At 69.9% G+C, this 26806-nt stretch carries 30 protein-coding genes and 2 tRNA genes; 13 read left to right on the top strand and 19 right to left on the bottom strand.

Going from position 1 to position 26806, the window contains the following annotated elements; translation table 11 throughout:
* Positions 1–47: 47 nt before the first annotated feature.
* The 5 genes from AB0C20_RS22435 to AB0C20_RS22415 form a co-directional block, all read right to left on the bottom strand.
* A complete protein-coding gene (locus AB0C20_RS22435; protein WP_357181410.1) occupies positions 48–1478 on the bottom strand; it encodes a hypothetical protein in 1431 nt (476 codons plus the stop codon).
* Positions 1475–2005 carry a SigE family RNA polymerase sigma factor gene (locus tag AB0C20_RS22430; protein ID WP_357181412.1) on the bottom strand — a complete coding sequence of 177 codons (531 nt, stop codon included), beginning with the start codon at positions 2003–2005 and terminating at the stop codon, positions 1475–1477. Before AB0C20_RS22430 ends, AB0C20_RS22435 begins: the two co-directional genes overlap by 4 nt.
* Positions 2006–2123: 118 nt before the next feature.
* Entirely contained in the window at positions 2124–2315 is a 192-nt protein-coding gene (locus AB0C20_RS22425) for a hypothetical protein (protein ID WP_210820168.1), read from the bottom strand.
* Positions 2316–2377: 62 nt separating this feature from the next.
* A complete protein-coding gene (locus tag AB0C20_RS22420; protein ID WP_357181416.1) occupies positions 2378–2686 on the bottom strand; it encodes a hypothetical protein in 309 nt (102 codons plus the stop codon).
* A gap of 113 nt (positions 2687–2799) precedes the next feature.
* A complete protein-coding gene (locus AB0C20_RS22415) occupies positions 2800–3060 on the bottom strand; it encodes a hypothetical protein (protein ID WP_357181419.1) in 261 nt (86 codons plus the stop codon).
* Between the two features lie 181 nt (positions 3061–3241).
* Between AB0C20_RS22415 and AB0C20_RS22410 the strand changes: the two genes are divergently transcribed.
* Positions 3242–3763 (top strand): hypothetical protein, encoded by a 522-nt coding sequence (locus AB0C20_RS22410; RefSeq protein ID WP_357181422.1) that lies wholly within the window; start codon positions 3242–3244, stop codon positions 3761–3763.
* A gap of 91 nt (positions 3764–3854) precedes the next feature.
* Here the strand turns inward: AB0C20_RS22410 and AB0C20_RS22405 are convergent, their stop codons facing one another.
* The 3 genes from AB0C20_RS22405 to AB0C20_RS22395 all read right to left on the bottom strand — a co-directional run bounded on the left by AB0C20_RS22405 (position 3855) and on the right by AB0C20_RS22395 (position 8347).
* The gene (locus tag AB0C20_RS22405; RefSeq protein WP_357568665.1) at positions 3855–4724 is read right to left on the bottom strand and encodes a hypothetical protein; all 870 of its coding nucleotides are present in this window, start codon (positions 4722–4724) and stop codon (positions 3855–3857) included.
* 43 nt (positions 4725–4767) lie between these two features.
* The gene (locus AB0C20_RS22400) at positions 4768–5487 is read right to left on the bottom strand and encodes a hypothetical protein (protein WP_357568664.1); all 720 of its coding nucleotides are present in this window, start codon (positions 5485–5487) and stop codon (positions 4768–4770) included.
* A gap of 94 nt (positions 5488–5581) precedes the next feature.
* On the bottom strand, positions 5582–8347 hold the full coding sequence (locus AB0C20_RS22395; RefSeq protein ID WP_357568663.1) for a BTAD domain-containing putative transcriptional regulator: 2766 nt from the start codon (positions 8345–8347) through the stop codon (positions 5582–5584).
* Between the two features lie 160 nt (positions 8348–8507).
* On the opposite strand from AB0C20_RS22395, the gene AB0C20_RS22390 reads away from it, so the two are divergent.
* From AB0C20_RS22390 to AB0C20_RS22355, 8 genes are all read left to right on the top strand, one after another.
* Complete coding sequence (locus AB0C20_RS22390; protein ID WP_357568662.1) at positions 8508–9428, top strand: hypothetical protein; 921 nt, start codon at positions 8508–8510, stop codon at positions 9426–9428.
* A gap of 9 nt (positions 9429–9437) precedes the next feature.
* Positions 9438–10058: a dihydrofolate reductase family protein gene (locus AB0C20_RS22385; RefSeq protein ID WP_357568661.1), complete on the top strand. Its 621-nt coding sequence runs from the start codon at positions 9438–9440 to the stop codon at positions 10056–10058.
* 16 nt (positions 10059–10074) lie between these two features.
* Positions 10075–10527, top strand: a complete 453-nt coding sequence (locus tag AB0C20_RS22380) for a hypothetical protein (RefSeq protein WP_357181440.1) — start codon at positions 10075–10077, stop codon at positions 10525–10527.
* A gap of 340 nt (positions 10528–10867) precedes the next feature.
* On the top strand, positions 10868–11059 hold the full coding sequence (locus AB0C20_RS22375) for a hypothetical protein (protein ID WP_238686921.1): 192 nt from the start codon (positions 10868–10870) through the stop codon (positions 11057–11059).
* A gap of 146 nt (positions 11060–11205) precedes the next feature.
* Positions 11206–11910, top strand: coding sequence for a TMEM175 family protein (locus AB0C20_RS22370; RefSeq protein WP_357181444.1), 705 nt, complete (start codon positions 11206–11208; stop codon positions 11908–11910).
* Between the two features lie 42 nt (positions 11911–11952).
* Positions 11953–12105, top strand: a complete 153-nt coding sequence (locus AB0C20_RS22365; protein ID WP_357181447.1) for a hypothetical protein — start codon at positions 11953–11955, stop codon at positions 12103–12105.
* Positions 12106–12140: 35 nt separating this feature from the next.
* On the top strand, positions 12141–12398 hold the full coding sequence (locus AB0C20_RS22360) for a hypothetical protein (RefSeq protein ID WP_357181450.1): 258 nt from the start codon (positions 12141–12143) through the stop codon (positions 12396–12398).
* Between the two features lie 40 nt (positions 12399–12438).
* Complete coding sequence (locus AB0C20_RS22355) at positions 12439–12855, top strand: hypothetical protein (RefSeq protein ID WP_357181452.1); 417 nt, start codon at positions 12439–12441, stop codon at positions 12853–12855.
* Between the two features lie 10 nt (positions 12856–12865).
* Here the strand turns inward: AB0C20_RS22355 and AB0C20_RS22350 are convergent, their stop codons facing one another.
* On the bottom strand, positions 12866–13579 hold the full coding sequence (locus AB0C20_RS22350; protein ID WP_357568666.1) for a cytidylate kinase family protein: 714 nt from the start codon (positions 13577–13579) through the stop codon (positions 12866–12868).
* 524 nt (positions 13580–14103) lie between these two features.
* Between AB0C20_RS22350 and AB0C20_RS22345 the strand changes: the two genes are divergently transcribed.
* A complete protein-coding gene (locus AB0C20_RS22345; protein WP_357568660.1) occupies positions 14104–14448 on the top strand; it encodes a hypothetical protein in 345 nt (114 codons plus the stop codon).
* Positions 14449–14662: 214 nt separating this feature from the next.
* Entirely contained in the window at positions 14663–15067 is a 405-nt protein-coding gene (locus AB0C20_RS22340; RefSeq protein ID WP_357181461.1) for a hypothetical protein, read from the top strand.
* A 63-nt stretch (positions 15068–15130) separates the two neighbouring features.
* On the opposite strand, the gene AB0C20_RS22335 is transcribed toward AB0C20_RS22340, so the two are convergent.
* Positions 15131–15715, bottom strand: coding sequence for a suppressor of fused domain protein (locus AB0C20_RS22335; RefSeq protein WP_357181463.1), 585 nt, complete (start codon positions 15713–15715; stop codon positions 15131–15133).
* Between the two features lie 116 nt (positions 15716–15831).
* Entirely contained in the window at positions 15832–16365 is a 534-nt protein-coding gene (locus AB0C20_RS22330) for an SUKH-4 family immunity protein (RefSeq protein ID WP_357181465.1), read from the bottom strand.
* A gap of 364 nt (positions 16366–16729) precedes the next feature.
* On the opposite strand from AB0C20_RS22330, the gene AB0C20_RS22325 reads away from it, so the two are divergent.
* On the top strand, positions 16730–17548 hold the full coding sequence (locus AB0C20_RS22325; protein WP_357568659.1) for a hypothetical protein: 819 nt from the start codon (positions 16730–16732) through the stop codon (positions 17546–17548).
* A 204-nt stretch (positions 17549–17752) separates the two neighbouring features.
* Here AB0C20_RS22325 and AB0C20_RS22320 read toward each other — a convergent pair.
* The 6 genes from AB0C20_RS22320 to AB0C20_RS22295 all read right to left on the bottom strand — a co-directional run bounded on the left by AB0C20_RS22320 (position 17753) and on the right by AB0C20_RS22295 (position 24154).
* A tRNA-Ile gene (locus tag AB0C20_RS22320) sits at positions 17753–17829 on the bottom strand.
* 66 nt (positions 17830–17895) lie between these two features.
* The gene (locus AB0C20_RS22315) at positions 17896–19578 is read right to left on the bottom strand and encodes an insulinase family protein (protein ID WP_357181470.1); all 1683 of its coding nucleotides are present in this window, start codon (positions 19576–19578) and stop codon (positions 17896–17898) included.
* The gene (locus AB0C20_RS22310; protein ID WP_357181473.1) at positions 19575–20522 is read right to left on the bottom strand and encodes a hypothetical protein; all 948 of its coding nucleotides are present in this window, start codon (positions 20520–20522) and stop codon (positions 19575–19577) included. Before AB0C20_RS22310 ends, AB0C20_RS22315 begins: the two co-directional genes overlap by 4 nt.
* A gap of 55 nt (positions 20523–20577) precedes the next feature.
* Positions 20578–21816 (bottom strand): FAD-dependent oxidoreductase, encoded by a 1239-nt coding sequence (locus AB0C20_RS22305; protein WP_357181476.1) that lies wholly within the window; start codon positions 21814–21816, stop codon positions 20578–20580.
* Positions 21806–23923, bottom strand: coding sequence for an MMPL family transporter (locus tag AB0C20_RS22300; RefSeq protein WP_357568658.1), 2118 nt, complete (start codon positions 23921–23923; stop codon positions 21806–21808). Before AB0C20_RS22300 ends, AB0C20_RS22305 begins: the two co-directional genes overlap by 11 nt.
* Before the next feature lie 158 nt (positions 23924–24081).
* A tRNA-Asn gene (locus AB0C20_RS22295) sits at positions 24082–24154 on the bottom strand.
* A 261-nt stretch (positions 24155–24415) separates the two neighbouring features.
* On the opposite strand from AB0C20_RS22295, the gene AB0C20_RS22290 reads away from it, so the two are divergent.
* Positions 24416–24820, top strand: coding sequence for a hypothetical protein (locus AB0C20_RS22290; protein ID WP_357181482.1), 405 nt, complete (start codon positions 24416–24418; stop codon positions 24818–24820).
* Between the two features lie 64 nt (positions 24821–24884).
* Here AB0C20_RS22290 and AB0C20_RS22285 read toward each other — a convergent pair whose 3' ends face one another.
* Both AB0C20_RS22285 and AB0C20_RS22280 read right to left on the bottom strand, forming a co-directional pair.
* Positions 24885–25892, bottom strand: a complete 1008-nt coding sequence (locus AB0C20_RS22285; protein ID WP_030488695.1) for a sugar phosphate isomerase/epimerase family protein — start codon at positions 25890–25892, stop codon at positions 24885–24887.
* Positions 25893–26103: 211 nt separating this feature from the next.
* Positions 26104–26607 (bottom strand): ATP-binding protein, encoded by a 504-nt coding sequence (locus AB0C20_RS22280; RefSeq protein ID WP_357181485.1) that lies wholly within the window; start codon positions 26605–26607, stop codon positions 26104–26106.
* Between the last annotated feature and the right edge of the window lie 199 nt (positions 26608–26806).

The raw sequence follows: 26806 nt of genomic DNA, 5'->3' as shown, positions 1-26806 counted from the left end.
TGGCGGAAGGACGACACACGGGACGGCTCGGCCCACCTGCCGCTGCGTCACTGCGTCACCCTGGTCGCCGGGCTGTCGCCGGGCAGACCTCCCGCGCTGCTGTCGGTCTCCACGGGCGGCAACGGGGTGGTCCCGAGGACGCCGCCGTCCCTGCCGTACGCGGTGAGAGTGGCCGCCTGGTCCGGTGGCACCCGGGTGGTGCCGGCGTTCGACGCGTCGAGGGCGACAGTGGCCGGGGGCGCGTCTCCGACCGTCACAGTGACGCGGGCCGCGTCCGGCGGGGCGATCACCCGCACCTCGCCCGTGGCGGGACGGGCACCGTCCTCGGTCCGGACCCGCCAGCCGATCGGTCGCTGGTCGGCGCCCTCGGCCGGCAACAGCAGCCGCAGGTCGGTCCACCAGCCGGTCCGATCGTCGCCGTGCATGGCGTACGCGATCACTCCCCCGCCAGCCGGCTGCACGGTGAGCAGCGCGCCGGCCTGGCCCTGCTCGCGGCCCGACCACCGCAGCCGAACCGTCGTGCCGACGGCCGGGAGGTGGCTGTCCTGCAATGCCGTACGGACGAAGTTGCGGAGATTGGCGTCGTCGAGCGGCGTACCTCGGTCGGGTTGGCGAGCGCCGCTGAGCAGGGTGTTCATCTCCGGCCCGGTCGGATCGATCCCCGCGTACGGGCCGCCGCCCAGACCGCCCTGGAAGTACACCCGGTCGCCGCGGCCGACCCGGACGACGGGTTCGTGCGGCAGGGGTTCGGGCGGCAGCACGGCGAGCCCGACCCCGCCGCCGTCCGCCCTGGCGATGTCCTGGTACTCCACAGTCCCCCTCGACGTGTATCGAGGTTCGCCACTGATCGTCACTGTGGATTCGGGCGGGCCGACGGCGACCGCGAACCCGGCCCGGTCGGGGTGGGCCTGCATCAGCGTCATCACCGGGACGTCGTCACCCTCACTGTGGCCGCCGTACCGCATCTGTTCGGCCCCGGCCCCGGCCGGACCCACGTACCAGACCAGTGCCTCCCTGGTCAGCAGGCCGAACCGCAGCGGCACCGCGACCAGCGCGACCCGGTGGCCCGGCTGGTCACTGCCGTAGATCAGACGGATCCGGTCACGATCGCCGATCTTCCAGGCACCCACCGGGGCGTCGATTCGCACCGGCGGATCGGCGCTGATCCGCGCTCGGAGCGTGTCCAGCCAGGCCCGGTCCCCGGCCAGCGCGCCCCGCGGTGGCGCGTCGAGCAGCGCCGTCGGTGTGGCGGCGACCGCGATGCCAGGTGCCCATCCGGGCAGCGGAACCACGTTGGTCTGGACCCCGACGAGCGCGACCCCGACCGCGGCGGCCAACGCGGTGCGGACCAGCCGCGTCCGCTGGTGCCGTCGCTCCCGGCGGACGAACCCGGGCCAGGGGTCCTCGGGTACGTCGACGCCGTGCGCGGCCTGCCGCAGCGCCGGGCTGAGCGTCGAATTGGCGAAGCTGCCGGTCATGCCAGTTCCTCCTCTAGCCGTGCCGGGGACTGAGCGGCGGGCGGGGCGAAGTCGCTCCGCAGCCGGGCCAACCCGCGCGACGCCTGGCTCTTCACCGCGCCGACGGAGCAGCCGAGGACCTTGGCGGTGTCCGCCTCGCTCAGATCCTCGAAGTAGCGCAGCACCAGCACCGCCTGCGTCCGGGGCGGTAATCGCCGCAACGCGGCGAGGAGTAGTTGGCGCTGCTCCACCTGCACGTACGCGTCATGCGCCGGCTGGCTGTCGGAGGTCAGCAGCGGCACCTCCAACGGCCGCCGCCGACGCCGCCAGGAGATCGCCGTGTTCACCATCGCCCGGCGTACGTAGACCTCGGGCGCGTCCCTGCGCAGCACCCGACCCCAGCGCCGATGGGTCTTCTCCAACGCCGACTGCGTCAGGTCCTCGGCTGTCCCCCGGTCACCGGTCAGCAGGTAGGCCGTTCGGAGCAGCGACCCCCACTGTCGTTGGACGAACAGCCGAAACTCTTCGTCGTCCTCGTGCCGACTCACGCCACCTCCAGGTCGCGTCCACCTCGCGTCTCAGTGCGGACGCAGAGTGAGACGCCACCTGCGGCCTCCGGGGTTGAGTGGAGGATCGCACGCCAGGCAGATCCGGGTCTGTCGGTGGCTACCCGGGTGGGGCGAAGATCTGGGCGCCGATCATGGTGAACGTGCCCACCGCCATGATGATCGACCCGAGCGCGGTGTGGACCGTCAGGGCCAGCACCAGCCCTACCAGCGCGACGCAGGCACCGACCACGAAGATGGCCCGCTGCCTCCGAGTCATCCGGAACCAGGTCCGTTCGCTCCTCCTCGCCATGCCAGCAGCGTTTCACGATTCACAGCACAACGCCGCGCTCGCAAGGTGTTCAAGCGGACGACTCAGTCCTCTGGTTGTTGACCCGTAGACGGCCCGTTTGACTCAGCCTGGCGCTCGGCCTGCCAGATGGCGTGTCCCTTGAGCAGGTATCCGATCCAGTAGACCGCGAAGAGGATCAGGAAGCAGGCAAAGAACACTCCCGAGATGATGCTCGCGAGAACGAACCCTTCCCTGCCGTCTGCCAACCCATGCGCCGCGAAGCCAACGAGGCCCAGGACAAAAAACATGACCATGTAGAGCGGCAGTGTCGAGCTGTCGGCTGGGTGGGGCGCGCGAGGCAACCACGGGGCGCGAGGCTCGTTGCTGATCACTTGACGAGTATCAGGGACGCGCTCGGCCAGAGCTACCGTCCGTCCCTACCGGACATGCGTCGACGCTGTCGTCCGATAGCACCACTCCCCTGCTCAATGGGGTTCGATCCGGGTCAGTCCGCCTCGATGCCGGCGGCTCGCAGGATCTGGCGGACCCGTTCGCGGCTGTAACCGGTCCGCTTCACGAGATCCACCTGCCGTGCGCCAGCCCGGTGCTCCGCAACCATGGCATGGTGCAGCTCGGCGCGGGCGTGGTCGACCCGGGCGCGGGCATCGGCCTTGATCTGGCGGGCGGCCTGCGCGGCTTGTTCCTCCGCCTGGGGTAGCGCCTCCTCGGCGGCCTTCAGCGCACGCATAGCCCCGTCGAGATCCACTTGGCCATCTTGTCCGGCACCTACCTAGGCCAAGCGCATCGGGGTTATCATTTGGCCAACTGCATGAGTTCAAAGCATTGGCCTATACAGATACCGTAAGTAGTTGGCACTGGTAGATGCGTCCCCCGGTTCGCGCTGCGAACGCTGACCGGGGGACTTGATCGCCCCAGGGAGGCGACCCATGACCAAACTACCTTTCGCGCTGGTCGACTGCGGAAAGCCTGCGGCCCTCCGAATCGAGGTCTACAGCCAAATCGGGACCGAGTCGTTGGACGGTGTGGCCTACGTCTGCTCCGCCCATCCGAGCGCGGCGACCGACGCCATCACGGCGGCCGGGTTCACCACTGCCCTGGCCCAGATCACACAAGACGTGGAACGGCGATGCGGGTTTGTGCACGTCTTCCCCACCGGGACGCTGGCGGCAGACGCCCGGCACCCCCGCTGGTGTGGCCGCGACGGGTGCGACCGAGGCAGGGAACACCGGTCCCGGATCTTGGACGTGGACACCAACCGACCCGAGACATCGGTCATCATCCTGGGGTTGGTGCAGACCACCCGTCCGACGGCCGAACCGATGGTGGTGATGACCGCGACTGACGGCACGGCGTCCAACCAGGTGGTGTTGTCCATCGGCCAAGCGCGCGTCCTGCGCTACCGTCTCGGCGAACTGGTCAACGCGGCCGAACGCGGCCGCACTACATAGTCATGAACGCAAGCGTGGAATCCCGCTCCGCACCGACCGGCGAGGTCGATGCGGAGCGGGACCGCTGACGGTCTAACCGTCAGAACCCCCATCAAAGGGCCGAGCACTTCCAGGTCTTGCCACCATCCTTCGAGTTGCACCACACGAGGACCTTGCCGAGGACCGGAAAGGTGAAAGTGAAGAGGTGGCCTCTGTTCTTCGAGTACACGACGCCGGACTTCTCGGCGATGTCGGCCAGCGCCCACCCGGGGTCCGGCCCGGCCACTGTCGCCACCCGGCGCATCGACTCGATGTCCTTGCCGTCGAGGAGCATCTTGATCTCGTCCGCCGAGGGCTCACGATCGCCGATCAGCGTGTCGACCGTGTCTGGGCCGTCGACGGCGACGCCCTTGGCCTTCTCGAAGGCAGCCTTCGTCCCACCGACCGTGGTAGCGCCGGCGAGGTCGAGGGTGAGGATCAGCTCGCCCGTCCGGCGCGACAACAGGCACTGCCAGATGGTCTTGCCCGAGGCGACGCACATGGTCAGGCACCACTCCCGGCCGTCGGGGGTGGACGAGGAGAAGAGCAGGGACGTCGGTGTCCCGCTGTCGCCGCTGCCGTCGTACGCGCCGTCGGCGAGGTCGGCCATGGTCGCGCCGAGGACGTCCCGGCTGCCCGGAATCGTGCCGACGACAGTGACACCGTCGACCTCCTTGCCGGCGGCGAGCGCCGCGAGTTGGTCACCGGTGAGGTTCCGCCCGCCGGTGTCGACGGCCAGCACCTTGTCCAGGTCGCCGACGGGTCGGCCGGTCAGGTCCTCGAACTGTTGGAGCATCGTGCCCGGGGCACCAGGGTGGTCGGTGATCGTCGTCCGGGCCTCCCCCTCGGCGGCCTGCGACGGGGCGTACGAAGCGGTCAGCCCGACGATCAGGGCGGTCGTGACGATGGTGGCGCGCCTGGTGATGTCCCGCAGAGTTGTCATCCTGTCCTCATCTCGGTGATCGGTGTCGGCGGGGTGGGACGGGCTACCACTGACACGTGATCACGTCGCCGAAGTCGTTGGGGGAACCCGCGTCGCAGTGGTCGTCGATCCACTCACCGATCTCGCCGATCGTGTCCACGATCCAGGCGAACACCGACTTGATCGCGCCCCAGATGCTGAAGTAGACGATTGTCGTCTCGGGTGTGCCGCCGGCCTCGTCGATGACGTCCTTCGTCGACATGGCGGCATGGGGCTTCTCGATGATGTCCAGCACCCGTACGCCGGTGTCGTCCTTGCCTGCCAGCAGCGCCGCGACCTGCTCCGGGGTCCGCTCCTTGCCGTCGTCGACGGCCACGATCGCGCGGTCGACCAGCACCTCCCGGCTGCCGCTGACGGCCTGGGCGATGCCAGCGATCTCGCCCACCGTGAGGTCGTTGCCGAGGGCGGGGCCGGTGAACCGCCGGACCGAGACGGCACCGGAAGGCTCGATCTGGATCTCGTTGGCCGTGATCATGTCGTCCGCCTCGAAGGGCGCCCAGGCGAACGTCCACTTCCCGCCGACGCAGCGGAAGGGGTCGTACTTCCGGCCCTCGGGCGCGGTCTCGGTACGGAGGATCTTGCCGCGCTCGTCGACGTGCTGGACCACGCAGTCGGCGCCCCTCTGCGGCGGCTTGTCGGTGTGGGCCACGGCGGCGGAGGACATGGCCAGCACCGTCCCGCTGACCACCCCGATCACCGCGAGGCGGTGTGCCAAACGACTCATCGAACGCTCCATTCCTGGTGCGGAAGAAACTGGTGTCCGAAGAGTGGCTGGCTGCGCTGAAGCGGCCCGGAAACGGCGCTGAAAGCGGAGTACGTCAGTGCAGCCGCGTGGCGTCGAGCTGGTCGAGGTCGGCGCGGATCGAGTCGGCGTCGGCATCGCCGAGTTCGTCGAGGATCGTCAGGGCCCGGCGCCACGCGCCACGGGTGGCGCCGAGGTCGCCGAGCGCCCGGTGGCTGCCGCCGAGATTGACGTACGTGCTGGCTTCGGCGTACCGGTCGTTGACCTGTGTGAAGAGTTCGAGGGCGTGCTCGTAGCACGCGATGGCGCGCCGGTCGTCCCCGAGCTGGTGGTGGGCGTGGCCGAGGCTGTCCCAGGTGTCGGCCTGCCCCTGGACGTCGTCCACCTCCTGCAACATCCGCAGCGCCTCGCCGCACGATTCAAGCGCGTGCTGGTAGTTGCCGAGCAGCGCTTCCTGCCAACCGACAGCGTTGAGGGTGTACCCCTGCCCGGCCCGGTTCCCGGTCCCCCGGAACAGGGTCAGCGCCCGCCGGGAATGGCGCAGCGCCTGCTGGTGCTGCCCCTGCCGCTCGGCCAGTTGACCAAGGTTCAGGCAGGTGTGCGCCCGTCCGGCGTCGTCACCGACCTCGGTGAACAGGTCGAGTGCGCGCCTCAGGTGGTCGTCGGCCTCGTCGTACCGTCGGAGCCGGGAGCAGGCGAGACCGAGGCTGCGGTGCGCGTGGCCCTGCCCCGCCTGATCCCCGATGCGGGACGCGGCGGCCAGCGCGATCTGTTGGGTGCCGAGCCAGTCCTGCCAGTGCCCCTGCCTGTGCAGGAAGCCGGCCATGGCCCAGGCGAGCCGCCACGCGTGTCCCTCGAACCCGGAGCGCGCCGCGAGCGGTACCGCGGCGAGCAGGACGGGGACCTCGGTGGTGAACCACGCCGCGGCGGCCGACCGGCTCCTGGGTCGCTCCGGCGTCACGCCCGCCGGGGGTGGCGGGAGGCTGATCGCGCTGAAATGCGGGTGCAGTGCCAGGTCGGCGGCGTGGGCGGTGTGCAGGCAGTGGTCGAGCAGCCGGTGGATGGCGGCCCGACGCTCGGCCGGCGACTCGGCCTCGTCGGCGAGGCCGGCCGCGTACGCGCGCAGCAGGTCGTGGAACGCGTAGCGCCCGTACGTGTGCTCGGTGAAGAGGTTCGCCCGGGTCAGCTCGGTGAGCAGGGGACCCGTCGCCTGCTCACCGACGCCGGCCAGGCTGGCCACGGCCGGGGCGGAGACGTCCGGGCCGGGATGCAGGCTCAGCAGCCGGAACAGCCGGGCCGCGGCTGGGCTGAGCGTCCGGCACGACCAGGAGAAGACCGCCCGTACGTCGGTGGCCTCGTCGCCTGCGCGGAAGGCGTCCAGGTCGCCCAGTTCGCCGGCGACGGCGGCCAACGAGAAGTGCCTGTTGGTGGCGGCTCTGGCGGCCACGATGGCCAGGGCGATGGGCAGCCGCGCGCACCGGTCGGCGATGGTGTCGGCCGCGGCGGGTTCGGCGGCGACCTGACGCTCCCCGAGACGGCGGACCAGCATGTCGCGGGCCTCGCCGGGGCTCAGCAGGTCGAGGGGCACGGGTTGGGCGCTCTCGGTGACGACCAGCGGAATGAGCTGGTCGCGGCTGGTGACGATGGCGAGGCAGTCCGGTGAGCCGGGCAGCAGCGGGCGGACCTGTTCCGCGTCGCGGGCGTTGTCCAGCACCACCAGCAGTCTCTTGCCCGCCACCGTCGTGCGGTACAAGCTCGCCATCGTGTCCGGGTCGCGGGGCATCCGGGCCACCGGAACGCCGAGCGCCTCCAGGAAGCCGTGCAGCGCTCGCGCCGGTTCGGTCGGTGTGGCCGCCGGGTCGAAGCCGCGCAGGTTGACGTACAGCTGCCCGTCGGGGAAGCGCTCGGCCACGCGGTGCGCCCAGTGCACGGCGAGAGCGGTCTTGCCGACGCCGGCGGTCCCGGACACCACGACGGCGCCGCCCCGGTCGACCAGCGCGTCGAGGGCCGCCAGCTCCGCGCCGCGTCCGGTGAACGTGGGTACGGGGGGAGGCAGCTGCGCCGCGACCCGCTGTGGTGCCGCCGCGGCCGGTGCGGCGATCGCGCTGTCCTGGCGCAGGATGGCGCACTCCAGGTCACGTAGCCGCGGACCCGGGTCGAGGCCGAGGTTCTCCCGCAGGTTGTCACGCAGCCGCCGGTACGTGGCGACCGCCTCCCCCTGGCGGCCGTCGCGGTAAAGGGCGAGCATCAGCTGCGCGTGCAGGTGCTCGTCGAAGGGGTGCTGTCGGACCAGCCGCTCCAACCCGGGAACGAGGCCGGCGTGCTCACCGACGGACAGCCGGGCCTCGGCGAGCGATCGCTCGGCCTCCAACCGTAGGCGCGCCAGGTGTTCCGCCTGCTCCTCAAGCCACGCCGACCCGGCCACGTCGGCCAGCGGTGGGCCCCGCCACAGTGCCACAGCGGCCGTCAGGTGCCTCACCTGCTCGTTACGGTCCGTCGAGCGCCGGGCCAGCTCGATGAGGCGCTCGGCGGCCTGGACATCAGTGGAGTCCGGCCCGGTGTCGAGCAGGTATCCGGGCTGGCGCGCCACTATCGACAGGGGCTCGCCGAGCACCCCGCGTAGGTACGAGACGTGGCGTTGCAACGTGTTCGCAGCGGTGGCCGGTAGCTGGTCGCCCCAGACCACGTCGATGAGCCGGTCGATGCTGACTACACGGCCGGCGTGCAGCGCCAACGTGGCCAGTACCGCCTTGCGGCGCACGCCGTTCACCGCCTGCGGGCTGCCGGCGACGACCACCTCCACCGGCCCGAGCAGCCTGACCCGCACGCCCGTACCAACCATCGAAATCACCGAATCAAACTAACGTCCCCAGCCCAGCAAACTCGATCTATTCGTCGCGTAATGGACACGATCCACCTCGCTCCTGCGGCGACACCAGCCGGGCAGCACGGCCGGGCCTCGGGAGCTAACCTCTAGCGCACCACTGAAGAGAGGGGCGCTGGTGAGCCATCGGCTGCGGCACGTCGCGCTGGTGCTGCTCGGTGCGGTGTTGCTGGGTACTGTCGGCCTGAGCCTTGGTGCGTGGTACGGCGGTCGCGGTGTCACGCCGCCCAGCGGCGACCAGGCGCAGAGCCTGGCGGCGCAGCTGCTTCCTGGAGCGGTGCCGGTCCACTCGGGTCGGGTCGCTCATGGCTACCGGTGGGGCGTCCATCTCGCTGCCGACGACCTGGGCTCGAGCCGGGACTCCTTCCAGTACGACGATGGTGACGACTGTGGGCTCTCCGAGCAGTTCCGGCGCAGCGCCCGGACGCAGGGGTGGCAGGGGCTCCACCGCGTCCCTGGCTACCTGTGCGACGGCTGGCGGGCCGAGCGCGACGGCCTGACGGTTGCGCTCGAATACTCTGCGAGCGGGACAGAGCTGACCATCGCACCGGCCGCGCCCGGCAAGTTCCTGCCCAGCACGCTCGCTGGCACCCTCGCCGGCGCCGCAGCCGGCGCGGCGCTGTTCGGGTGGGTGGCACGGCGACGTCGACCCGTACCCCTGCTGGTCTGCACCCTGGTGACGGTTGGCCTCCTCCCGGGCGCCGCCCTCACCTGGATGGTCCTGGGCCCGGGCATCGTCGTCGAGCCGGTCTGGCCCGTCTGGCCCGCTCTCGCTCCCCTGCTGGTGCCCCTGTGGCTCGTCCTCCTCCTGGTCGGCGTGTATGCCTTCCCGAAACGGGAGACCGAGACCGACAGCAGCTCTCGGGTCACGGTGGTGGTGGTGAGTGTCGCGTGCGCCCTGGCCCCCGTGGTGCTGGCCGCCGCGCTGCTTTTCATGTTCGTTGGAGCGCAGCCCAACCGTCCGACGGCCGGCGACCCCGTCGTGCCGTGGCCGACAGTCGATGGCCGGAATGTTCAACCGTCCCCGTCCCCCCGATAGGTGAGCGCAGTGACCACACGTGACGGCAAGGTGATTGCCGACCAGACCATCTCCGCCGACGGTTACTCGGCCGGGCTGAACCAGACCGAGGAACGCCCGTTCGGCGACGACGGCGGTGACGGCTGGGGCAGTGGGCTGCACTCCTGGATGTTCGACGACGCCGAGGAGAACCAGGCCGAGCTCGACCTGAGCAACACCGCCTCAGCGGTCATCATGGGCCGCAACATGTTCGGCCCCGTGCGCGGCGCATGGGATCGGCAGTGGAACGGCTGGTGGGGTGAGAACCCACCGTTCCACAAGCCGGTGTTCGTGCTCACCCACCACGCCCGGGAGCCGCAGCCGATGGCGGGCGACACCACCTTCCACTTCGTCACCGACGGGATCGAGTCGGCGCTCACGCAGGCACGCACGGCGGCCGGTGGCGGCGACATCTTGATCCACGGCGGCGCGACCACCATCAACCAGTACCTCGCCGCCGGTCTGGTCGACGAGCTGCGGCTGCACATCGTGCCGCTCACCCTCGGCGCCGGTGTGCGGCTGTTCGAGGGCGTCCCGCCGCTGAACCTCGAACAACTGACGGCGCGGGCGGCGAGCACGGTCCTGCACGTCACCTACCGCGTCCTCTCCTGAACCGACGGAGGATGCGTTGTCTGCAATCGCCTCACTGACAGTGGTCCCCAGGGACGGCATCACCGAGCTGGCCCGCCTGGCCCGCACATCGCCGTCGTCGTTCCACACGTACCTGGCCGAACACGGGAGCAAGACGCGGCAGGAGTACGACTGGTCCGGCTACTGCATGCTGTACGTCCTTACCTATCTGGAGGAGCGCGGCATCGACCTTGACCAGTCGGAGCTCAATGCCGAGTCGGAGGCCATCAACAGCGCGTACGGCCTGACCACGCTCATCACTCCAGCTCCGGGGTTACTGGATCAGCTCGACCCCGGCGCGCACCGCGAGGAGGAGTTGGCCGCCCACTTCACGGAGATGGGGGTGGACTTCGACGAGAGCGGCATGGCCGGTCTGGACACGTTGAGGCTGTTGCGCGAAACCATTTCCGACCTTCGCAGCGACCAGGTGTTGCTGATCAACATCGGCTGAGGCCGACTCATCCAGGCGGCGTCACCACAGCGCGAATGGGTTGGCGGGGCCCGGTCGTGGTGTGGCAAGGTGCTCGTCATGACTCAGCCCCGAAAGGTCCATGGCGCGTAGGTCACCTGGTGCGCTGCGCGCACTGTTGAAGTCGGCCGGGCGGAATGCGGGCAAGCTGCGCCCCATCGATGGTCTCTCGAACGGCGCGAACGCGGCGATCGCCAGGCTCGAAGGCACCCATCCGGGTTTCGTTGCAGTAGCGACAGCGCTGGCCGGTTACCGTCGCACCATTCGACGCTCGGGACGGTGGCTCGATCTAGGGGATGACTGTCCCTGTCCGGATTGCGATGTGTTGTACCAGCGAGACGTCCTGGGCGACGCGATGCGCCGACTGCCAACGGCAGCCTCCCGCGAGTTGCGGCGTGTCGTCGACCCGTTGGACGACGAGTTTCTCCGGAAGACGCTGCCCGACCCCCGAGCTGCCGAGCTGAGTCCGTGGCACGCGCAGGCGTGGTGGCGGCAACGGATCAGGGAACGGTGACGGCAGCAGGGGCTGGTACGGCAGCCGCAAGCCGGTTTGGTTCAAGCGACGGCGGGAACCCGCGGCACCGGAAGGCTCTTGGATGACCACCGTGGGCAGCCCTGCCCGCGGTGCGTGACCGGGTGCTCTCATCTTCGGGGGGGCTCATGCGCTGGTTCCGCGCGGCTCGCGACGCCTCCACGAAGGGCGCGACCAGATCCAGCAACCCGATCGGTGCGGAACGAGATCCGAAGCGGGCGGTGACCTTCAGCGACGCGGTCATCGCCATCGCCGTTACGCTGCTCGTCCTGGAGATCCAGCCGCCGGAGGACACCGAGCACCTGCTCCGCGGCCTCATCGAACTGTGGCCCTCGTACGTGGCGTACGCGATCACCTTCCTGCTGATCGGGCAGATGTGGGTGAACCACCACGTCATGTTCGACCACATCCGCTCCGCCGACCGCATGCTGCTCCTGCTCAACACCCTGCTGCTGATGGTGATCGCGTTCCTGCCGTTCGCCTCGTCCCTCCTGGCTCACGCGTTCGAGTCCGGCCACGGCAAGCGCACCGCACTCATCTTCTACGGGGCCACCTACGAGGTGGCCGCCATCCTCTTCAACGTGATCTGGGAGTACGCCAGGCACGGCCGTCGTCTGCTGACCTCTACCACCGACAATGACACCGCCCGGGCGATCAGCAGACGCTTCCGCCCCGCGCCGTTCTGGATCGCCGTCGGGACCGCTCTCGGCGCCCTTCATCCGGTCGTGGGCCTCGTGGTGGTCATCGCGTTCATCCCCTTCTACTGGCTGCCGATCAAAGGCGAGGTCGGGAGCATTCAGCGCACCCGCGCGCAGAGTCAGGGTGACTCGTAGCCCGATCTTCTCTTTCCCTGCCGGTTCGGGCACCGTTAGCCCGTGAGTGAGTACACCGCAGCGAACATCACGGTCCTGGACTTCGACGAGTCGGTCCGCCGTCGGCCAGGCATGTACTTCGGGGCCGATGCGCACCTGGCGACCAGCGTCCTGACCGCCGTCGTCATAGCGTCGCTCCACCCGGATCCCTCCTGACCTCCTACCGCTGGGTCCACGCCGCAGCCGCGGCCGTGAGCACCCACACCACGATCGAGACCTGGCAGGCAGGCCACGCCCGGCATCAGGACCTCGCCGGCCTACGCCCCGCCGGTCCAGTCCACGATTTCGACGCGCCAGGTGGCACCGGCACCAGACTGACCTACCACCTCGACCCGTCCTACTTCACGCCGTCCACCCTCAACGCCCCCACCCTCGACCTCCACGCCGAAGGCTGCTGCGACCTCCCTGGCCAGTTCCGCCTATGCGACAGCCGCCCTACCAGATCCTGACTGGGGCGTGGTGGACATCGACCGCTGTAGGGTGCGTGCCGTGGGATACACGGTGATGCCCTCAGGCCGTCTGAACCTCCCCGAGTCGGAGGACGCCGCTGCGGTCGCCGCTGTCCACGCCGCCCTGGCAGGACGAGGCGGCTGGTACAGGCCGGGTGAGTTTCCGTCGGATGGCACGCTGGTCGACCTGGGGGATCCGGCCAGGGCCACGATCGTCCGCGACGGTGACTGGATCGAGTTCGGGCACGACGACGAGGGCGACCCCAAGTGGTCGAACCAGACAACGGCCTTCTACGTCGCGATCGCGCCGTTCGTTCGCTCGGGAACCGTCCAGATCGAGGGCGAGGACGGCGCCCGCTGGTCGTACACCTACGCGAACGGGCAGATCACCCAGCAGGGTTGGAATGGTTGGGACGGGTCCATCGAGCCGTTCGGCGAGTATGTGGACCACCCGTAAGCGCTGTCACTCACCGGCCGTGAGGACGTCGGGAAGCGGGACCTCCTCGCCGGGCAGCCTCCCAGACCGGCCGCTGGGGCTCGTCGTTGTGCACGACGACGTCGGCGTGCCGTGTCGGGCGCGCCGTCGCGAAGTAGAGCTGCTGCGAGGGGATGTAGCGCTCGCGCCAGCGTCGCTCGATGTGTGCCCGAGTTGACACCCGGCCCTCTCGGATCACGGCACGGTCCACTGTCTTCTCCAGTGCCGTCGACACGAAGATGCGCAGGTCCCACCGGTCAACCAGTTCCGGGCGCAGGAGAAAGACGCCGTCGAAGACGAGCACGGCGTCGGTGGGGGCGGCTGCGACCGGCGGGGACAGCACGGCATCCGTAGTTCGGTCGTAGACAGCGGGTTGGAAGCGTCGGTCTCCGTCCGGGCCGAGCGGACCGAGCAGAACCCTGTTCAGCGCGTCGTAGTCGTGAGTGTCGTAGTAGCAGCCTTCGGCCGAGTACTCGCCGCGCTGATAGCGCTGAGCCCGGGGAAAGAGGAAATCGTCGATCGTGGCGCGGATGACGTGGCGGCCCTGTTCACGCAGGACGGCGGCCAACTCGTCGGCGAGGGTGGTCTTGCCGGCGGCGGGCGGCCCGTCGACGGCCACCCGCGTCGGGTGGGTGACGGTGACGGTGACGGAGTCAACCGCCTCGGCCAAGCGCCCGAGCAGCTCGGCGCGGGTGCCTCGAAACATGTCCTGCCCCTCCACCACGTCACCTCTCGCCGGCCTGGGCCGGATTCGCACCCCCATCGAAGTCGGTCACATCACGTAGGGCCTTCCGATGGTCGCACGGTTCCTGGCGCACCTCCGCCCGCCGCTTGTCGTCTGCGGACACCTTGTTGCCCTGGTGTTGCTCGTCCTCGACGCGCCCGCACCCGACTCAGCCTCGGCGGCGCCTCCCAGTGCATGGAGGTGCTGTTCGGTCCCTGCGCCACCGCTGGCGACGCTGACGACGTCGCCCGCCGCTGACCCGCATGGCCGACACAATCGGATTGACCCAGCACTAGCGCGGGCTACGCAATCCGATCGCCGACTTCCTCATCGACCGCCGCAAGCCCGGCCCACGGTGGTCTAGCGGCGGAAAACCCTTCCTGCACCTCTCACCGTTCCCCACCGTCCGTGAACCTCTCACGGACTGGACGCGGACCGTTCCATTGGCGCGAGGGCTTGAAGCGACAGCTTGAGAACTGTCGATATCGGGTTGTAGCGTTCTGCCAGTGGAACGGCTAGTGGACCGGCACCGTGATCTCGCCGGGTGGTTGGTGACGCCGCTGTTCACCCTGGTGGCGGCCCCCGTGTTGGCCTGCTTCGTCGGGGTGTTGGGAAGCCTCGGTGACCACAACGGCCCGCCAGCGCTGTGCAAGAAGGCCATCGCTGAAAACATGTGCGAGGAGACCAGCCTCGGTGTGGTCGGCGTACATGTGGTCATCTCAGGCGCCATGTGGTTGCTGCTCTGGGTCATCCCGTGGTGGCGAGGTCTTCGCACGGTGCGCGTTCTGCTGGCCGTCGCTGCGACCGTCGTTCTCGTACTCCTACCAGTGCGGATGTTCGACTGGTTCTGACCAACCTGACAATCGCGCGTCGCCGATGGCTGATCATCCGCGTGCTGGCCTACGGCGGGCTGCGCCGCTGGCGGTGATGCACGGCCGGCAGCAGAGCCAAGTGCCGCTTGGACCCCTCATGACCGCTGGGCGTCACGGTTACTGGCCCGTGGATGGCCCGCCGGCCCCTCTGGACCGGGTGGTCGATGCGTGCCACCGTGGTCATGATCGGGCGATGGAACCTCTCACGCTGCGCCGCCGGTTCCGCCCTTGGCGCTACGGCATCAGCCACTCGACACTGCTGCTGCACGCTCACGCCGACAGCAGCCACGACGAGCACCTCAACGTCCTATTCGAAGACGTCCGCGCCGTGAAGCTCTGCCCGTCCTACCACCCGTTGATTCTCCAATCCGCAGAACATGACACCCGCGCCAACATCCTTGCCTTCGCCCGGATACCCGAACGCCACCAGGCCCGGTACCTCTGCCTCACTCTGCCCACCGCGGACACTGAACCGGGGTTCATCGCCTGCGCACGGGTCACCGTCCTGGCAAACACCGCCACCGACCCCGGCGACGCATACACCTGGAACGAGCACTCCCGGCTACTGCATCAGCTCAGAGAACCAAGTCCCGCGTAATAAGCGACAGCACGCTGGGAAGCGCTGGGGCGCCCTGCAGGGTGGTGGCAAAGCGGGTGAGGGCTAGCGAGTCGGGTCGGTGACGAGCAGGGGCGAGCGCTCGGCCAGCTCGCTCAGTATCTCGGCCGTCGTGGTGGCCTTCATGCGGTCCAGTTCGTCGACGGTGATCCCGACGACGGTCAGGAACCGCGCTGAGCCATGCGGGGAGTCGATGGGCGGCAGTTCAGGGTCGGCAGCGAAGGCTAGTGCGCGGAGCCGGGTGGTCGCCTGGCCCGTGATCGGGCCGCCCGGGTCCATGCGATGGCCCTCGGTGAAGGGTCTACCGCTGGTGAGCACGTAGTCGACCAGTCGTTCAAGCAGGCGCATGGACCACGCGGGAGGTTGGTCGGCGTCCATGGGTACGCGCATCGTCAGCTCGTATCCCCAGCCGCTGACGTCCGGCTCATCGCTGTTCTTGGAGAACAGCTCGGTCATCCCGAACGTAACCAGCAACCAGTGGCCGGTGGATCGGTACGCGCTCAAGCCGTAGAGGCCCTGCCCCGGGAGGTTGTTCGTCCCCCAGTGCAGTGGATTCTGATCACCAACCCTGGTTGCCACTGCCGCCTCAATTGCGGCCCAGCCCGGAGCCTCGTCTACAACGTCGACCATGAGTTCCCTCGCCACAGCTTCGCTACCTCGATTATCTGGCGCAGCCAGGCTAGATCAACTGTCAAGCATGTGGTGGCCAGGATCGGTGTCCGGCCAGAAGAGGATGCCTGCGTCGATCAGTAGAGCCACCGGTCGAGCACTCCGGGCCAGAAGTGGGTCGTATGGTCGCCGTCCCCGAACGCGGGCGGGTCAAGGGCCTTGATCCGCTCCAACAGGTCGGCGAGCTCCGCGAGTGCTTCTTCTTCGGCCTGTCCGTCTTCGTCCCAGCGGTCGATGACGGTCGAGCCGGTCAGCCAGCTACCAACCAGGTGCAGCGAACACAGCCAGTGGGTGATCGTTGAGTTGACGAACCCGGTGCCGCCGTCCGACGACCAGATCTGCACCTCACCGGTCCCCGGCGCGGCACCGTACACCCAGTCCAGGTCATCGGCGTTCGCCAACCGGTACATCGTCGGCTCTGCGTGGAACGACACCGCACTCACGAGGTCATCGATCAGCGGTACGCCAGAGGAGACCAGCGCGGCCTTCTGCGGCTCGGGAAGCCGCCACGTCGCCACGTCCAGCTCGCTAGCACGCACCACCCGCCCAGGACCGGCCCAGGCCGTGACCGCCTCGAACGCGGGAGGCAACGGAAGATCATCAATGGGCACGCCAATGAGGGTAGTCCGGCCACGGTTCCAAGCCAGTGTTCGTTGTAGTGGCCAGGCATCCGATCATTGACAGATTCGTGCGTCCACGCCCGAGGGCCTGCTGCTCTAGTTCGGTGGAGCCTGTCGCACTTCAACTGGCGGAGATCTGTCGCGCATCTCTTGTTGGACGACAGCGGGTTCCGTCAAGACTTGCGAGATCTCGATGGCCCTCGCTAGGAACCGCGGATGTGCACGGCACCGCACCGCACCGCAGCCTGCGACCGCCGTACGACGTGAAATCTGGAACGGACGCGCAATGTCAGCCTTGCTCGGCGTTGCTAGCGTCGGGGCGACGTCCGGAGGGCCGGACGGGAAGGACGACGCGGTGGCCAGCAGCGGAAGTACGGCGGCCTTGGCGAATCGGCGTGCTCGCGCGCCGATGGTCGTGATCGGCAGCGTCGTCGCGTTGGCCGCCCTCATCGCGCTGGGGTACCGGCTGGGTACCGACCCGCGGGTCGAGCACGGAGAGGTCGTCATCCTCGTGGCGCTGGCTTCGGGAGCCCTTCTGGTGCTGTCCTGGCTCGTCCGCCTTTTGCAGTGGTGGGGTGCCGCTCGTGCTCCCGCGAAGCGCGTCATGGTGACCGCGCATCTGGCGCAGTCGCCGCAGCCGGGAAGTGCGGGGCGGGTCACCGCTGCGGCGGGCGCCGTGAGCGCCGCCGGCGGGATCGACGCCAGTCCCAAGGGATACGCCGTGTGGCTGACGGTGAACGGCCGGGACGGCCGTGTCCTGCACCAACGCGTCGTCTGGGAACCGTGGTTGCGCGAGCTGACCAGGCCGCGTCAGGCCACGGTCCGGCACGGGTCCGGCGTCAGCGTAGTCGACGTGGCCGGGTACGGGCGGCTCTGGCCGGCGAGTTTCACGCTTCGCCGTCGTCCCTACGGAGTCAGACTCATTCCGTTCCGCAAGGCCCGGAGGCTGCCGAAGGAGAACAGCCTCTCGCACGGCCGTCTGGTCTACCTCTTTCTCCTGCCCGTCCTGCCCTGCCTGCCCGGCGCCGTCTTCCAGGGTACGTGGGCGCTGCTCGGGTGGTGGGCGGCGTACGTCGTCGCCTCGATGGCCGCCGTCGGAGCCTGGTTCGGCATCATCCCGCCCGGCGTGCTTCCGGGAGCAGCCCGTCGGGGCCGCGCCCCGACGACCTCGTGACCACTGACGCGATCGAGCGGACAGGCGGCGACCTCGGCCAGCTCCGTGAGGCGGGGCGGCGGGCCGTGCGGCTGCGGGCTCAGTGCGCCAGCGGGATGAGCGCCGCGCGACCAAGATCGCACGAGATCGGACTGCGGGTGTCGGTCCGGACCTCGATGCGGTGCGTCCGGGTCGTCGACAGCGCCGCTGACCAGGGAAAACGGCTGGTGGGGCGGGCGGGGCTCGAACCCGCGACCGAGGGATTATGAGTCCCCTGCTCTAACCGGCTGAGCTACCGCCCCCGATGCCGCGCCGGATCGTATCCTGCCCGGTGGATCACGGGCCAGGGGCGATCAGGCTCCACCTCATCACTGCCGTCGTCGTCTCAGCAGCACGATGGGCAACGCGAGGATAACAGTGAGCACCCACCCGACAGCGATGACGCCCCACCACAATGCCTCGTCCGGCTCGGTGTCGTCGGCGAGGGTGCCGATGGTCAGCATCAGGCAGAGGCCGCCCATCAGCAGGGTGCCGAGTCCGCTGAGCACCATGACCGGGACCTCCCACCAGGAACGTCCGGGGAACTTGACTTCTCGGACGATGGGCCGGGGCTGCGGGATCTGGTCGGGGGTACGGGCCGGCATGGCGACGTGCCGGTCGGACGGCACCCCGGCGTCGATGGCCGGGATCGTCAGTGCGGGCAAATCGAGCATTGTCGGCTCGATGTGCAGCACGATGGCGTCCGCGCCGACCAACTGTCGCGCGCCGTCGGGCCAGGCGAGCATGACAGAGCAGTCGTCGTAGCGGACGGTCAGCGGCCCCTCCGACCGCAGGTAGCTCACCCCGTCGGCGCCGACGCGGAGCCCGCCGGCACCCTCCTTCGCCCGGTACGTCGCGCCCTCCACGGTGTCGGCGGAGTGGGTGGGTGCGGCGACGAAGCCGGCCCAGTCGGCGGTGTGCCCGCCCGGCACCAACAGCAGCGCCGACGCCGTCATTTCTCCGGCCACGTCGTGCAGGTCGGTGAGGCTGACGGCCTTCAGTTCGGCCCGGTGCTCGTCGATGCTGAGGTTCGGCTGCCCCGTCAGCAGGTTGAGGGCGTACGACGGCAACCGCGCGGCGTCCACCTCCGCGGTGGCGAGGACGTCCTCCCGTTTGGCGACTGTCGCATCGAGGTCGGCCTGCTCGATCCGCCCGACCCGCATCTTGGCCAGTACGTCGATGAAGCCACCCAGCACGGCGTCCTGCTTCTCCGCCAGCGCGTCGGCGAGCGCCCGCAGGGTGGCGTACCCGTCGCCGCGCGGCTCGTACGCGGTGGTAGTGGTGTAGGACAGGCCGGCTTCCTGACGGAGCGACCGGTACAGCTCGCGCTCCAGGACACCGGCGAAGGTGCTGGCGGCGGTGCTGCGACGTACCACCGAATCGAGCACGACGCCGCGGGCGCCGTTGACGAAGTACGCAGGGGTCTGCGGCAGCGCCGACGATGCCACAGGCACCGGCTGCCGGACCCCGCTGGGCAGGGCTAGCCGCAGCCCGGCGGGCACGCGGTCACCGGCGATCCAGAGCACCGCGTTCTCCCGGGTGAACCATCGAGCGGCCCATTCGCGCAGGTCGTCGGCGGTAAGCGCGCTCAGCCCCCACTCGGGGTAGCTGCTCAGACCGAAGTCGCGGGCTCCGTGGCGCCACAGCGGGATCTCGTCGACGGCGGCGGCACCTCGGCTGCTCCACTCGGTGCGCAGGATCTCCTTCTCGACTGCCAGCCGCGCGACCGGCAGATCGGAGAGGTTCCCGCAGACGGCGGTGAGGAACGCCGCGATGTCCGTCTCGGAGCCCTGGGTGTGGAACGTGGTGAACACGGGGGCGGTCGCGCCGTTGACGTGGTAATCGGTGAGACCGAGCGGTGCGAGCGCGAGGTGCTCGATGAGATGGGTGATGCCGGCTCGGGCGAGCGTCTCGTCGGCGGTGCCGACCCGGAAGGTCAAACCGGCGTGCATCGGCCCGCCGGTGGGGGCGAGCAGCGTGGGCACCCCGTCCACGTCCAAGTGCTGGATCATGACTTGTCACCCTTCGCGTACGCCGCCGAGCGGTACTTGGTGAATCCTTCGGCGTAGTCCACGTAGGCCCAGGGGTAGGTGGTGCCACGGTTGCCGAGGACGGTGAACTGGCTCGCGGCGGCTGACCACTGCCCGGTGAGGCTGAACATCAGTGCGAACAGCGAACGGACCCCGACCCAGCCGGGCCTGTCGACGTAGTCCGGGTGCAGCACGGAACGCTGCGCGGCCCGCAGGACGTCGTCGGCAACCGGCGTGCTGCGCAGGTAGTCCGCCCACTCCTGGTCGCTGTCGGCGTCGAGCCAGCGTTCCAGGTGCGCCCCGGCGATCAGCACGGCGTTGGGCGCGCCGTCAGGTGCGGCCTCGGCGCACTCTCGGGCGAACGCGAAGGCTCGGTCCCAGTCACCGCTCCACTTCGGGCACAGCTGCTGAAGCAGGCTCGCCTGTGCGGGCAAATGGTGGGGATGGTGGTGGGCGAGCCGGTCGTAGCGGCGGCGCGCCTCGTTCTGGCCCAGCTGCAGGCCCCGGGCGACGTTGATACGTTCGGTCCACGCGGCCGCGTCGTCGGGGTATCGGGCGGTGACGTCGATGAGCACCTGCTCGGCGCGACGCAGGTGCTCGTGGAAGCCGCCGAACTGCGACCTGCTCACGTACTGAGCCCGGGCCCCGCTGCGGATCCGCCATCCCGCGCAGACGAGGTGGGTGCCGAGCAGGGCGCCCGCGAGCTGATCGGTCGGATCCTCGTCGTACACGCGGCGCAGGAACGCGTCAGCGTCGACGTGGTCACCGGCTTCCCGGACGAGCAGTGTTCGGCCGTCGTGGTCGCGGTCGGCGAGCAGCGAGCGGACGGCGGGCCAGTCGGCGGCATCGAGCGCCTTGCGCAGGTCCTCGACCTCGGGGTACGCGGCACCGGCGTCGAAGGTGGGGGCCGGTAGGGGGGCGGGCATGGCGGCGATCATAGGTGATCAACTACGACGGCGGTGCCCTCATGTGCGGCGGGTGTCAGCCGGCGCGCAGCTCGTCCAGCACGGCGTCGGCGGCGCGCCAGCCGCTGGTGAGAGCGCCCTGGATCGATGGGCTGTCCCGGTGGTCACCGGCTACGAACAGGCCCTCCCCCAGCGCCACCGGCTTGCGCAGCCGTCCCTGCGGCGGTGGCGCGGCGGGTAGCGCCTCGGGGACGGCCACAGTGGTGAGGTGGGTCCAGTCGGCGGTGGAGCGGCCGTACAGCCGGGTCAACTCGGCCCGGATGGTCGGCTCGGGTGGGGCCGTCGGGCCGACCACCGAGGTGGCGATGAGGTGCCGTCCGGCGGGCGCGTACGTCGCGGCGGCGTTGCTGAGCACCACAGTGTTGGCGACGAGTTCGCGTCGGTCGCCGTCGACGAGCAGGATCGGTTCGGTGAGCGGCGGCTCGGGAGCGCTGTGGTAGTAGGTGGTGTAGCTGTGCATGCGTACCGTCGCCAGGGCCGGCAGCAGCGCGGCCGCGGCGGGCGGGTCGACGGCGACCACGACGGCCCGGCAGCGGATGTCGCCGGCCTGGGTGCGGACCCGGCCGGGGGCGACCTCCGCGACCGGGGTGTCCAGGTCGAGGAGGTCGGCCGGCAGCGGCGCGGCGATGGCCCGGGGCAGCGCGGCCATCCCTTCGGCGGGCAGGCCGATCCGGCCGCGGGCGAAGGAACGCAGCACCATCGCCAGCACGTGACTGGAGGTGGAGAGTTCCCGGTCGATGAACACACCGGACAGGAACGGTCGCAGCAGCTCCTCGATGATGGCGTCGGACAGGCCGGCGCGGCGCAGCGCCGTCTCGCTGCTGGTTTCCGGGGCGGCAAGGAGCCGGGACGCGGGGAGTGTGGCGCAGCCGGTGGCGAGCGCGGCGAAGCGCAGCCGGTCGAGCAGGGAGCCGACCCCGGCGAGCGCCGTGCCGGGCCCGCCGGTCGGTTCGCGCAGCGGGTTGACCAGGCGCAGCAGCCTGTCGCCCTTGCGGACCAGCACACCGGAGGTGAAGTAGCCGAGGTCGAGCTGGCCGGTGTCGAGCAGCGTGCCGAGCCGGGGATAGGCGGTGTTGAGCACCTGGAAGCCCCTGTCGATGAGGTGACCGTCGACAACGTCGGTGGCGACCCGGCCGCCGAGCCGACCTTCGGCCTCCACCAGCCGCCAGGGCACGCCGGCGCGGTGCAACCGGCGGGCGGCGGCGAGGCCGGCCAGGCCGCCGCCGACGATGACCACATCGGTTTCAGCCAGCACCGCGCGCCTCCCGCTCACCGTTCGCCCGGGACAACCGGCCCGGCCACCAGATCTTCGGCCCGATGTCGTACGCGAGTGCGGGCACCAGCAACGACCGGACGATGATGGTGTCGATCAGTACCCCGATCGCGACAGCCGTACCCAACTCGACGAGCACCACCAGTGGCAGGACGGCGAGGGCGGAGAACGTCGCGGCGAGCACGATGCCGGCGGAGGTGATCACCCCGCCGGTGACGGCGAGGCCGGCGAGCACTCCGGCGCGGGTGCCGCGCTTGACCGACTCCTCGCGGACGCGGCTCATCAGGAAGATGTTGTAGTCGATGCCGAGCGCGACCAGGAAGACGAACGCGAACAGCGGGAACGACGAGTCCACGCCGGGGAAGTCGAAGACGTGGCGGAACAGCAGCGCGCACAGGCCGAGGGTCGCCGCGAAGCTGAGCAGAACCGTGGCGATCAGCAGCAGCGGGGCGAGCAGTGCGCGCAGCAGCAGGGCCAGGATGACAGCGATGACCACCAGCACCACCGGGATGATGACGTTCTGGTCGCGCTTCGCGGCGTCCGAGGTGTCCACGTTGATCGCTGTGAAGCCGCCGACCACAGCGTCCGCGCCGGGCACCTGGTGTACGGCCACCCGCAGCTCGCGGATGGTCCGCTCGGCGCCGTCGCTGTCGGGTGGGTCGGCCAGGGTCCCCTCCAGTTGCACCCGTCCGTCGACGACCTTCGGGGCGGCGTTCTCCTCGGGTGGACCGGTCTGCGGGCCGGCCGGAAGGGGACGGACGTCGGCAATCCCGCGCACGTCCTTCGCCACCTGGGCGACCTGTCGGGCGGTCTGCTCGGTGGTGAAGATGGTGGCCGGGCTGCCGGTGCCGGCCGGGTAGTGCCGGGCGATCACCTCCTGGCCGTCGACCGAGTCGGTGCGCTGGGTGAACAGGTCGGACTGGCCGAGCGTGGTGGCGCCGAGCTGGGTGAGGCCGAGGGTCAGCAGGGCCAGCACGACGGCGGTGCTCAGCCAGATCGGCCGGGCGTGCCGGGCCACGAAGCCGGCGACCCGGCTCCAGATGCCGTGTTCGGCCCGCGGGTCGGTCTGATCGGCTCGGGGCCGTCGGGGCCAGAACGCCCACCGCCCGCCGAGCACCAGCAGCGCGGGTAGGAAGGTGAGCATCACCAGCAGGGTGGCGGCGATGCCGATGGCGGCGACCGGCCCGAGTGCCCGGTTGGAGTTGAGGCTGGACAGCAGCAGGCAGAGCAGGCTGACGATGACGGTGCCACCGGAGGCGATGATGGCCGGTGCGGCGCCCTTCCAGGCGGTCTTCATGGCGTCCCACGGGCGGTCGTGCCGGTGCAGTTCCTCCCGGTAGCGGGCGATCAGCAGCAGCGCGTAGTCGGTGCCGGCGCCGAAGACCAGCACTGTGAGGATGCCCTGGGCCTGCCCGTTGAGCTTGACCACGTCCGCGTCGGCGAGCAGGTAGACGAAGACCGAGGCGAGGGCGTACGACATCCCGGCGGCGAGCAGCGGGAAGATCCAGAGGACTGGGCTGCGGTAGACGATCAGCAGGATCACCAGCACCACGACCAGGGTGACCAGCAGCAGTGGTCCGTCGATGGCGGAGAAGACCTCGATCAGGTCGGCGAGCAGGCCGGCCGGGCCGGAGACGTCCACTGTGAGGCCGTCGCGGTCACCGCCGGTGATGTCGCGCAGTTTCTCGACGACTGTGCCGATCTCCTCGCCCTCGGCGTCGTCCACCGGTACGACGACCTGGAGTGCCTGGCCGTCGTCGCTCGGAATGGGCGGGGGCAGTGGGGTGACCACGCCGGGAATCTGGGCGAACCGGGCGGCGTCGGCGCTCACCCGTTGCCGGTCCGCGTCGGTGATCCCGGAGGGCCGCTCGTAGACGACCAGAGCCGGGATGGTCTGCCGGTCGACGAACTCGCCGGCGAGGTCCTGGGCGCGGGTCGCCTCGGCGTCGGTGGGCAGGAAGGCGGCGTTGTCGTTGGTGGCGACCTCGCTGAGGCGCCCCGCGTACGGGCCGGACACGCCGCCGATCACCAACCAGGCCAGCACGACCGCCACCGCGATCAGCGTGGCCTTGCCGCCTCGTCCGGACATCCGCACTCACCCCAAGGATCGACGCATCAATCGACGCAGCGGTAGCCTCAGTCGACATCGACCATCCTGCCGGGCAAGCAGGTCGAGGGTGGGTGAAACCAGGTCACACACACGAAAACGCCCGCCGGCCGCGTGGCTGACGGGCGTACGTGGGAAAGCTCCCCCGATTGGACTCGAACCAATAACCTGCCGGTTAACAGCCGGCTGCTCTGCCAATTGAGCTACAGGGGATCGTGCTCCGCCCGACTTCGGATCTCTCCGACGCCTTGCGACGGGACAAGAGTACAGGACATCCCCCGGCGGCGGTCCAGTGGGTTGCCTCCCCGCCGCCGCATTGACAATAGGGGTAAATCGCCATCCCGGCACAACAATGCTTGAGCGGAGAGCAGGATGGGTAGTTAGCTGCGGACAGAGGACGCAGGCGCGAACAGGTCGCCTTCCGACGGGGCAACTCGCCGGGGTGACGGCGCGTCAGGTACGGAAGGAGCCGCCATGCGCGGAAAGATCATGTTTCTTGGCGGGCTGGCTGCGGGATTCGTCCTGGGCGCCCGTGCCGGCCGGGAAAAGTACGAAGAGCTAGTGGTCCGGGGCCGCAAGGTGCTCGACCACCCGACCGTCCAGGAGGCGGCCGGGGTCGCGCAGGCCCAGGCCAACAAGCTCTACAGCGAGGGCAAGGACAAGCTCGGCCAGACCAAACTGGGCGAGAAGCTGGGCACCACCAACGGCAGCACCGGCAAGCAGGAGCTGACCGCCGCCGACGACGCGTTCGCCGGCACGCCCGCCACTGTGGGCGCCAAGGCGGGCACCAGCACGGTCGGCACGACCTCTGGGTCGCCGTCGTCCACGAACCCCCGCACCAAGCCGTCCGGCTCGGGCACGAACGCCAGCACGCTCTGACCAATCGCACGTCGACGGGCCGGTCGCCGCAGGGCGACCGGCCCGTGGTCTGTCCGACGTGCGGTCAGTCCTTGCTGCTGAACGCCGCGTCGAAGGCGGCGCTCGGTGCGTCGAAGGCGAGCCGGCGGACGAACTGCAACGCCTCAGGGGCGCCGACCAGCCGGTCCATTCCGGCGTCTTCCCACTCGACCGAGATCGGGCCGGTGTAGCCGATCGCGTTCAACGCACGGAAGCAGTCCTCCCAGGGCACGTCGCCGTGGCCGGTGGAGACGAAGTCCCAACCGCGCCGCAGGTCGGCCCAGGGCAGGTGCGAGGCGAGCCGGCCACGCCGGCCATCGCCGGTACGCACCTTCGCGTCCTTGCAGTCCACGTGGTAGATCCGGTCGGCGAAGTCGAAGATGAAGTTCACCGGGTCCAGCTCCTGCCACACGAAGTGCGACGGGTCCCAGTTCAGCCCGAACGCGGGCCGGTTGCCGATCGCCTCCAGCGTCCGCTTCGTCGTCCAGTAGTCGTACGCGATCTCGCTGGGGTGCACCTCGTGCGCGAACCGGACTCCCACCTCGTCGAACACGTCGAGGATGGGGTTCCAGCGGTCGGCGAAGTCCTGGTAGCCGCGCTCGATCATCGACGGCGGCACCGGCGGGAACATCGCGAGGGTGTGCCAGATCGACGAACCGGTGAAGCCGACGACGGTCTTCACCCCGAGCTTCGCCGCCGCCCGCGCGGTGTCCTTGATCTCCTCGGCGGCCCGCTGACGAACCCCCTCGGGCTCCCCGTCGCCCCAGATGCGGCCGGGCAGGATGTCCTGGTGCCGCTCGTCGATCGGGTGGTCGCAGACCGCCTGACCAACCAGGTGGTTGGAGATCGTGAAGACCTCAAGGTTGTGCTTCGCGAGGGTCTCCCGCTTGCGCTCGACGTACGAGTCGTCGGCGAGCGCCTTGTCGACCTCGAAGTGGTCGCCCCAGCAGGCGATCTCCAGACCGTCGTAGCCCCACTCGGAGGCGAGCCGGCAGACCTCCTCGAACGGAAGATCGGCCCACTGGCCGGTGAAGAGCGTGATGGGTCGCGCCATTGTCCTTCTCCCCTAGTGTGATGGGGATTCCTTGTGCGGACCGGGGCGAGGGTGACCGGACGTGCGCGGCACCCGAGCGGTCACCGGTGGGTGCGGAACACACCTGAGCCCGGCGGGTTGCGCCTCCCACCGGGTCACCGGCCACCAGCACGGTCGCCGACCCCCACCCTATTTCCGCAGTGCCCATCGGGGAAGCCCCGCGGTCGGCCGATCATCCGATCATTTCCTCGGGCGCGGGCAGGACAGCCCGTACGGTGAAGCCGCCACCGGCGCGTGGGCCGGCGGAGAACGTGCCGCCGAGCCGCTCGGCGCGTCTGCGTACCCCGAGCAGACCCCGTCCGGCGCCCTGGGTGCCGCCGCCGGACGGAGCGGGACCGGCGCCCTCGTCGCGGACCTCGATGGTGATGCCCGCGGTGTCGTAGCGCAGGCGGACCCCGACCGGCGCGCCCGGCGCGTGTCGGCAGGCGTTGGTCAGCGCTTCCTCGATGATCCGGTACGCCACCACGTCGACAGGGCCGGGCAGCGGTCGGGGTTGCCCGGCCATCGTCCACCGCACCGGTTGACCGGCGGTGAAGCCCTCCACCAGCGCGTCGAGGCGGTTCAGGCTGGGCGCCGGCTCGGACGGGTCGTCGGGCTCGTCGGCCCGGCCCAGCGCACCGAGCAGCTGATGGCCTCGCGCCAGCACCGTCCCACGCCACTGCGCGAACAACCCCATGCAGGTCAAGGTACGGCAGCCCGCTGTGAGCCGGTCGGCGGCGTCCACGCAATGCGCCTGCATCCGAGTGCCCCGGCAGCGGCGCGGGGGCCAGCCCTACACCGAGGCCCGGCCTCCCCGACAACCCCGCACACCCCGCGTGCGACGCCCGGCGGGATGGCGACCCGGCGGACGAAGCGGTGCGAGCGTGATGCCTCTG

The organism is Micromonospora sp. NPDC048843 (assembly GCF_040649965.1).
Classification (GTDB): Bacteria; Actinomycetota; Actinomycetes; order Mycobacteriales; family Micromonosporaceae; genus Micromonospora; species Micromonospora hortensis.
This window is presented reverse-complemented; position numbering and strand designations above follow the sequence as displayed.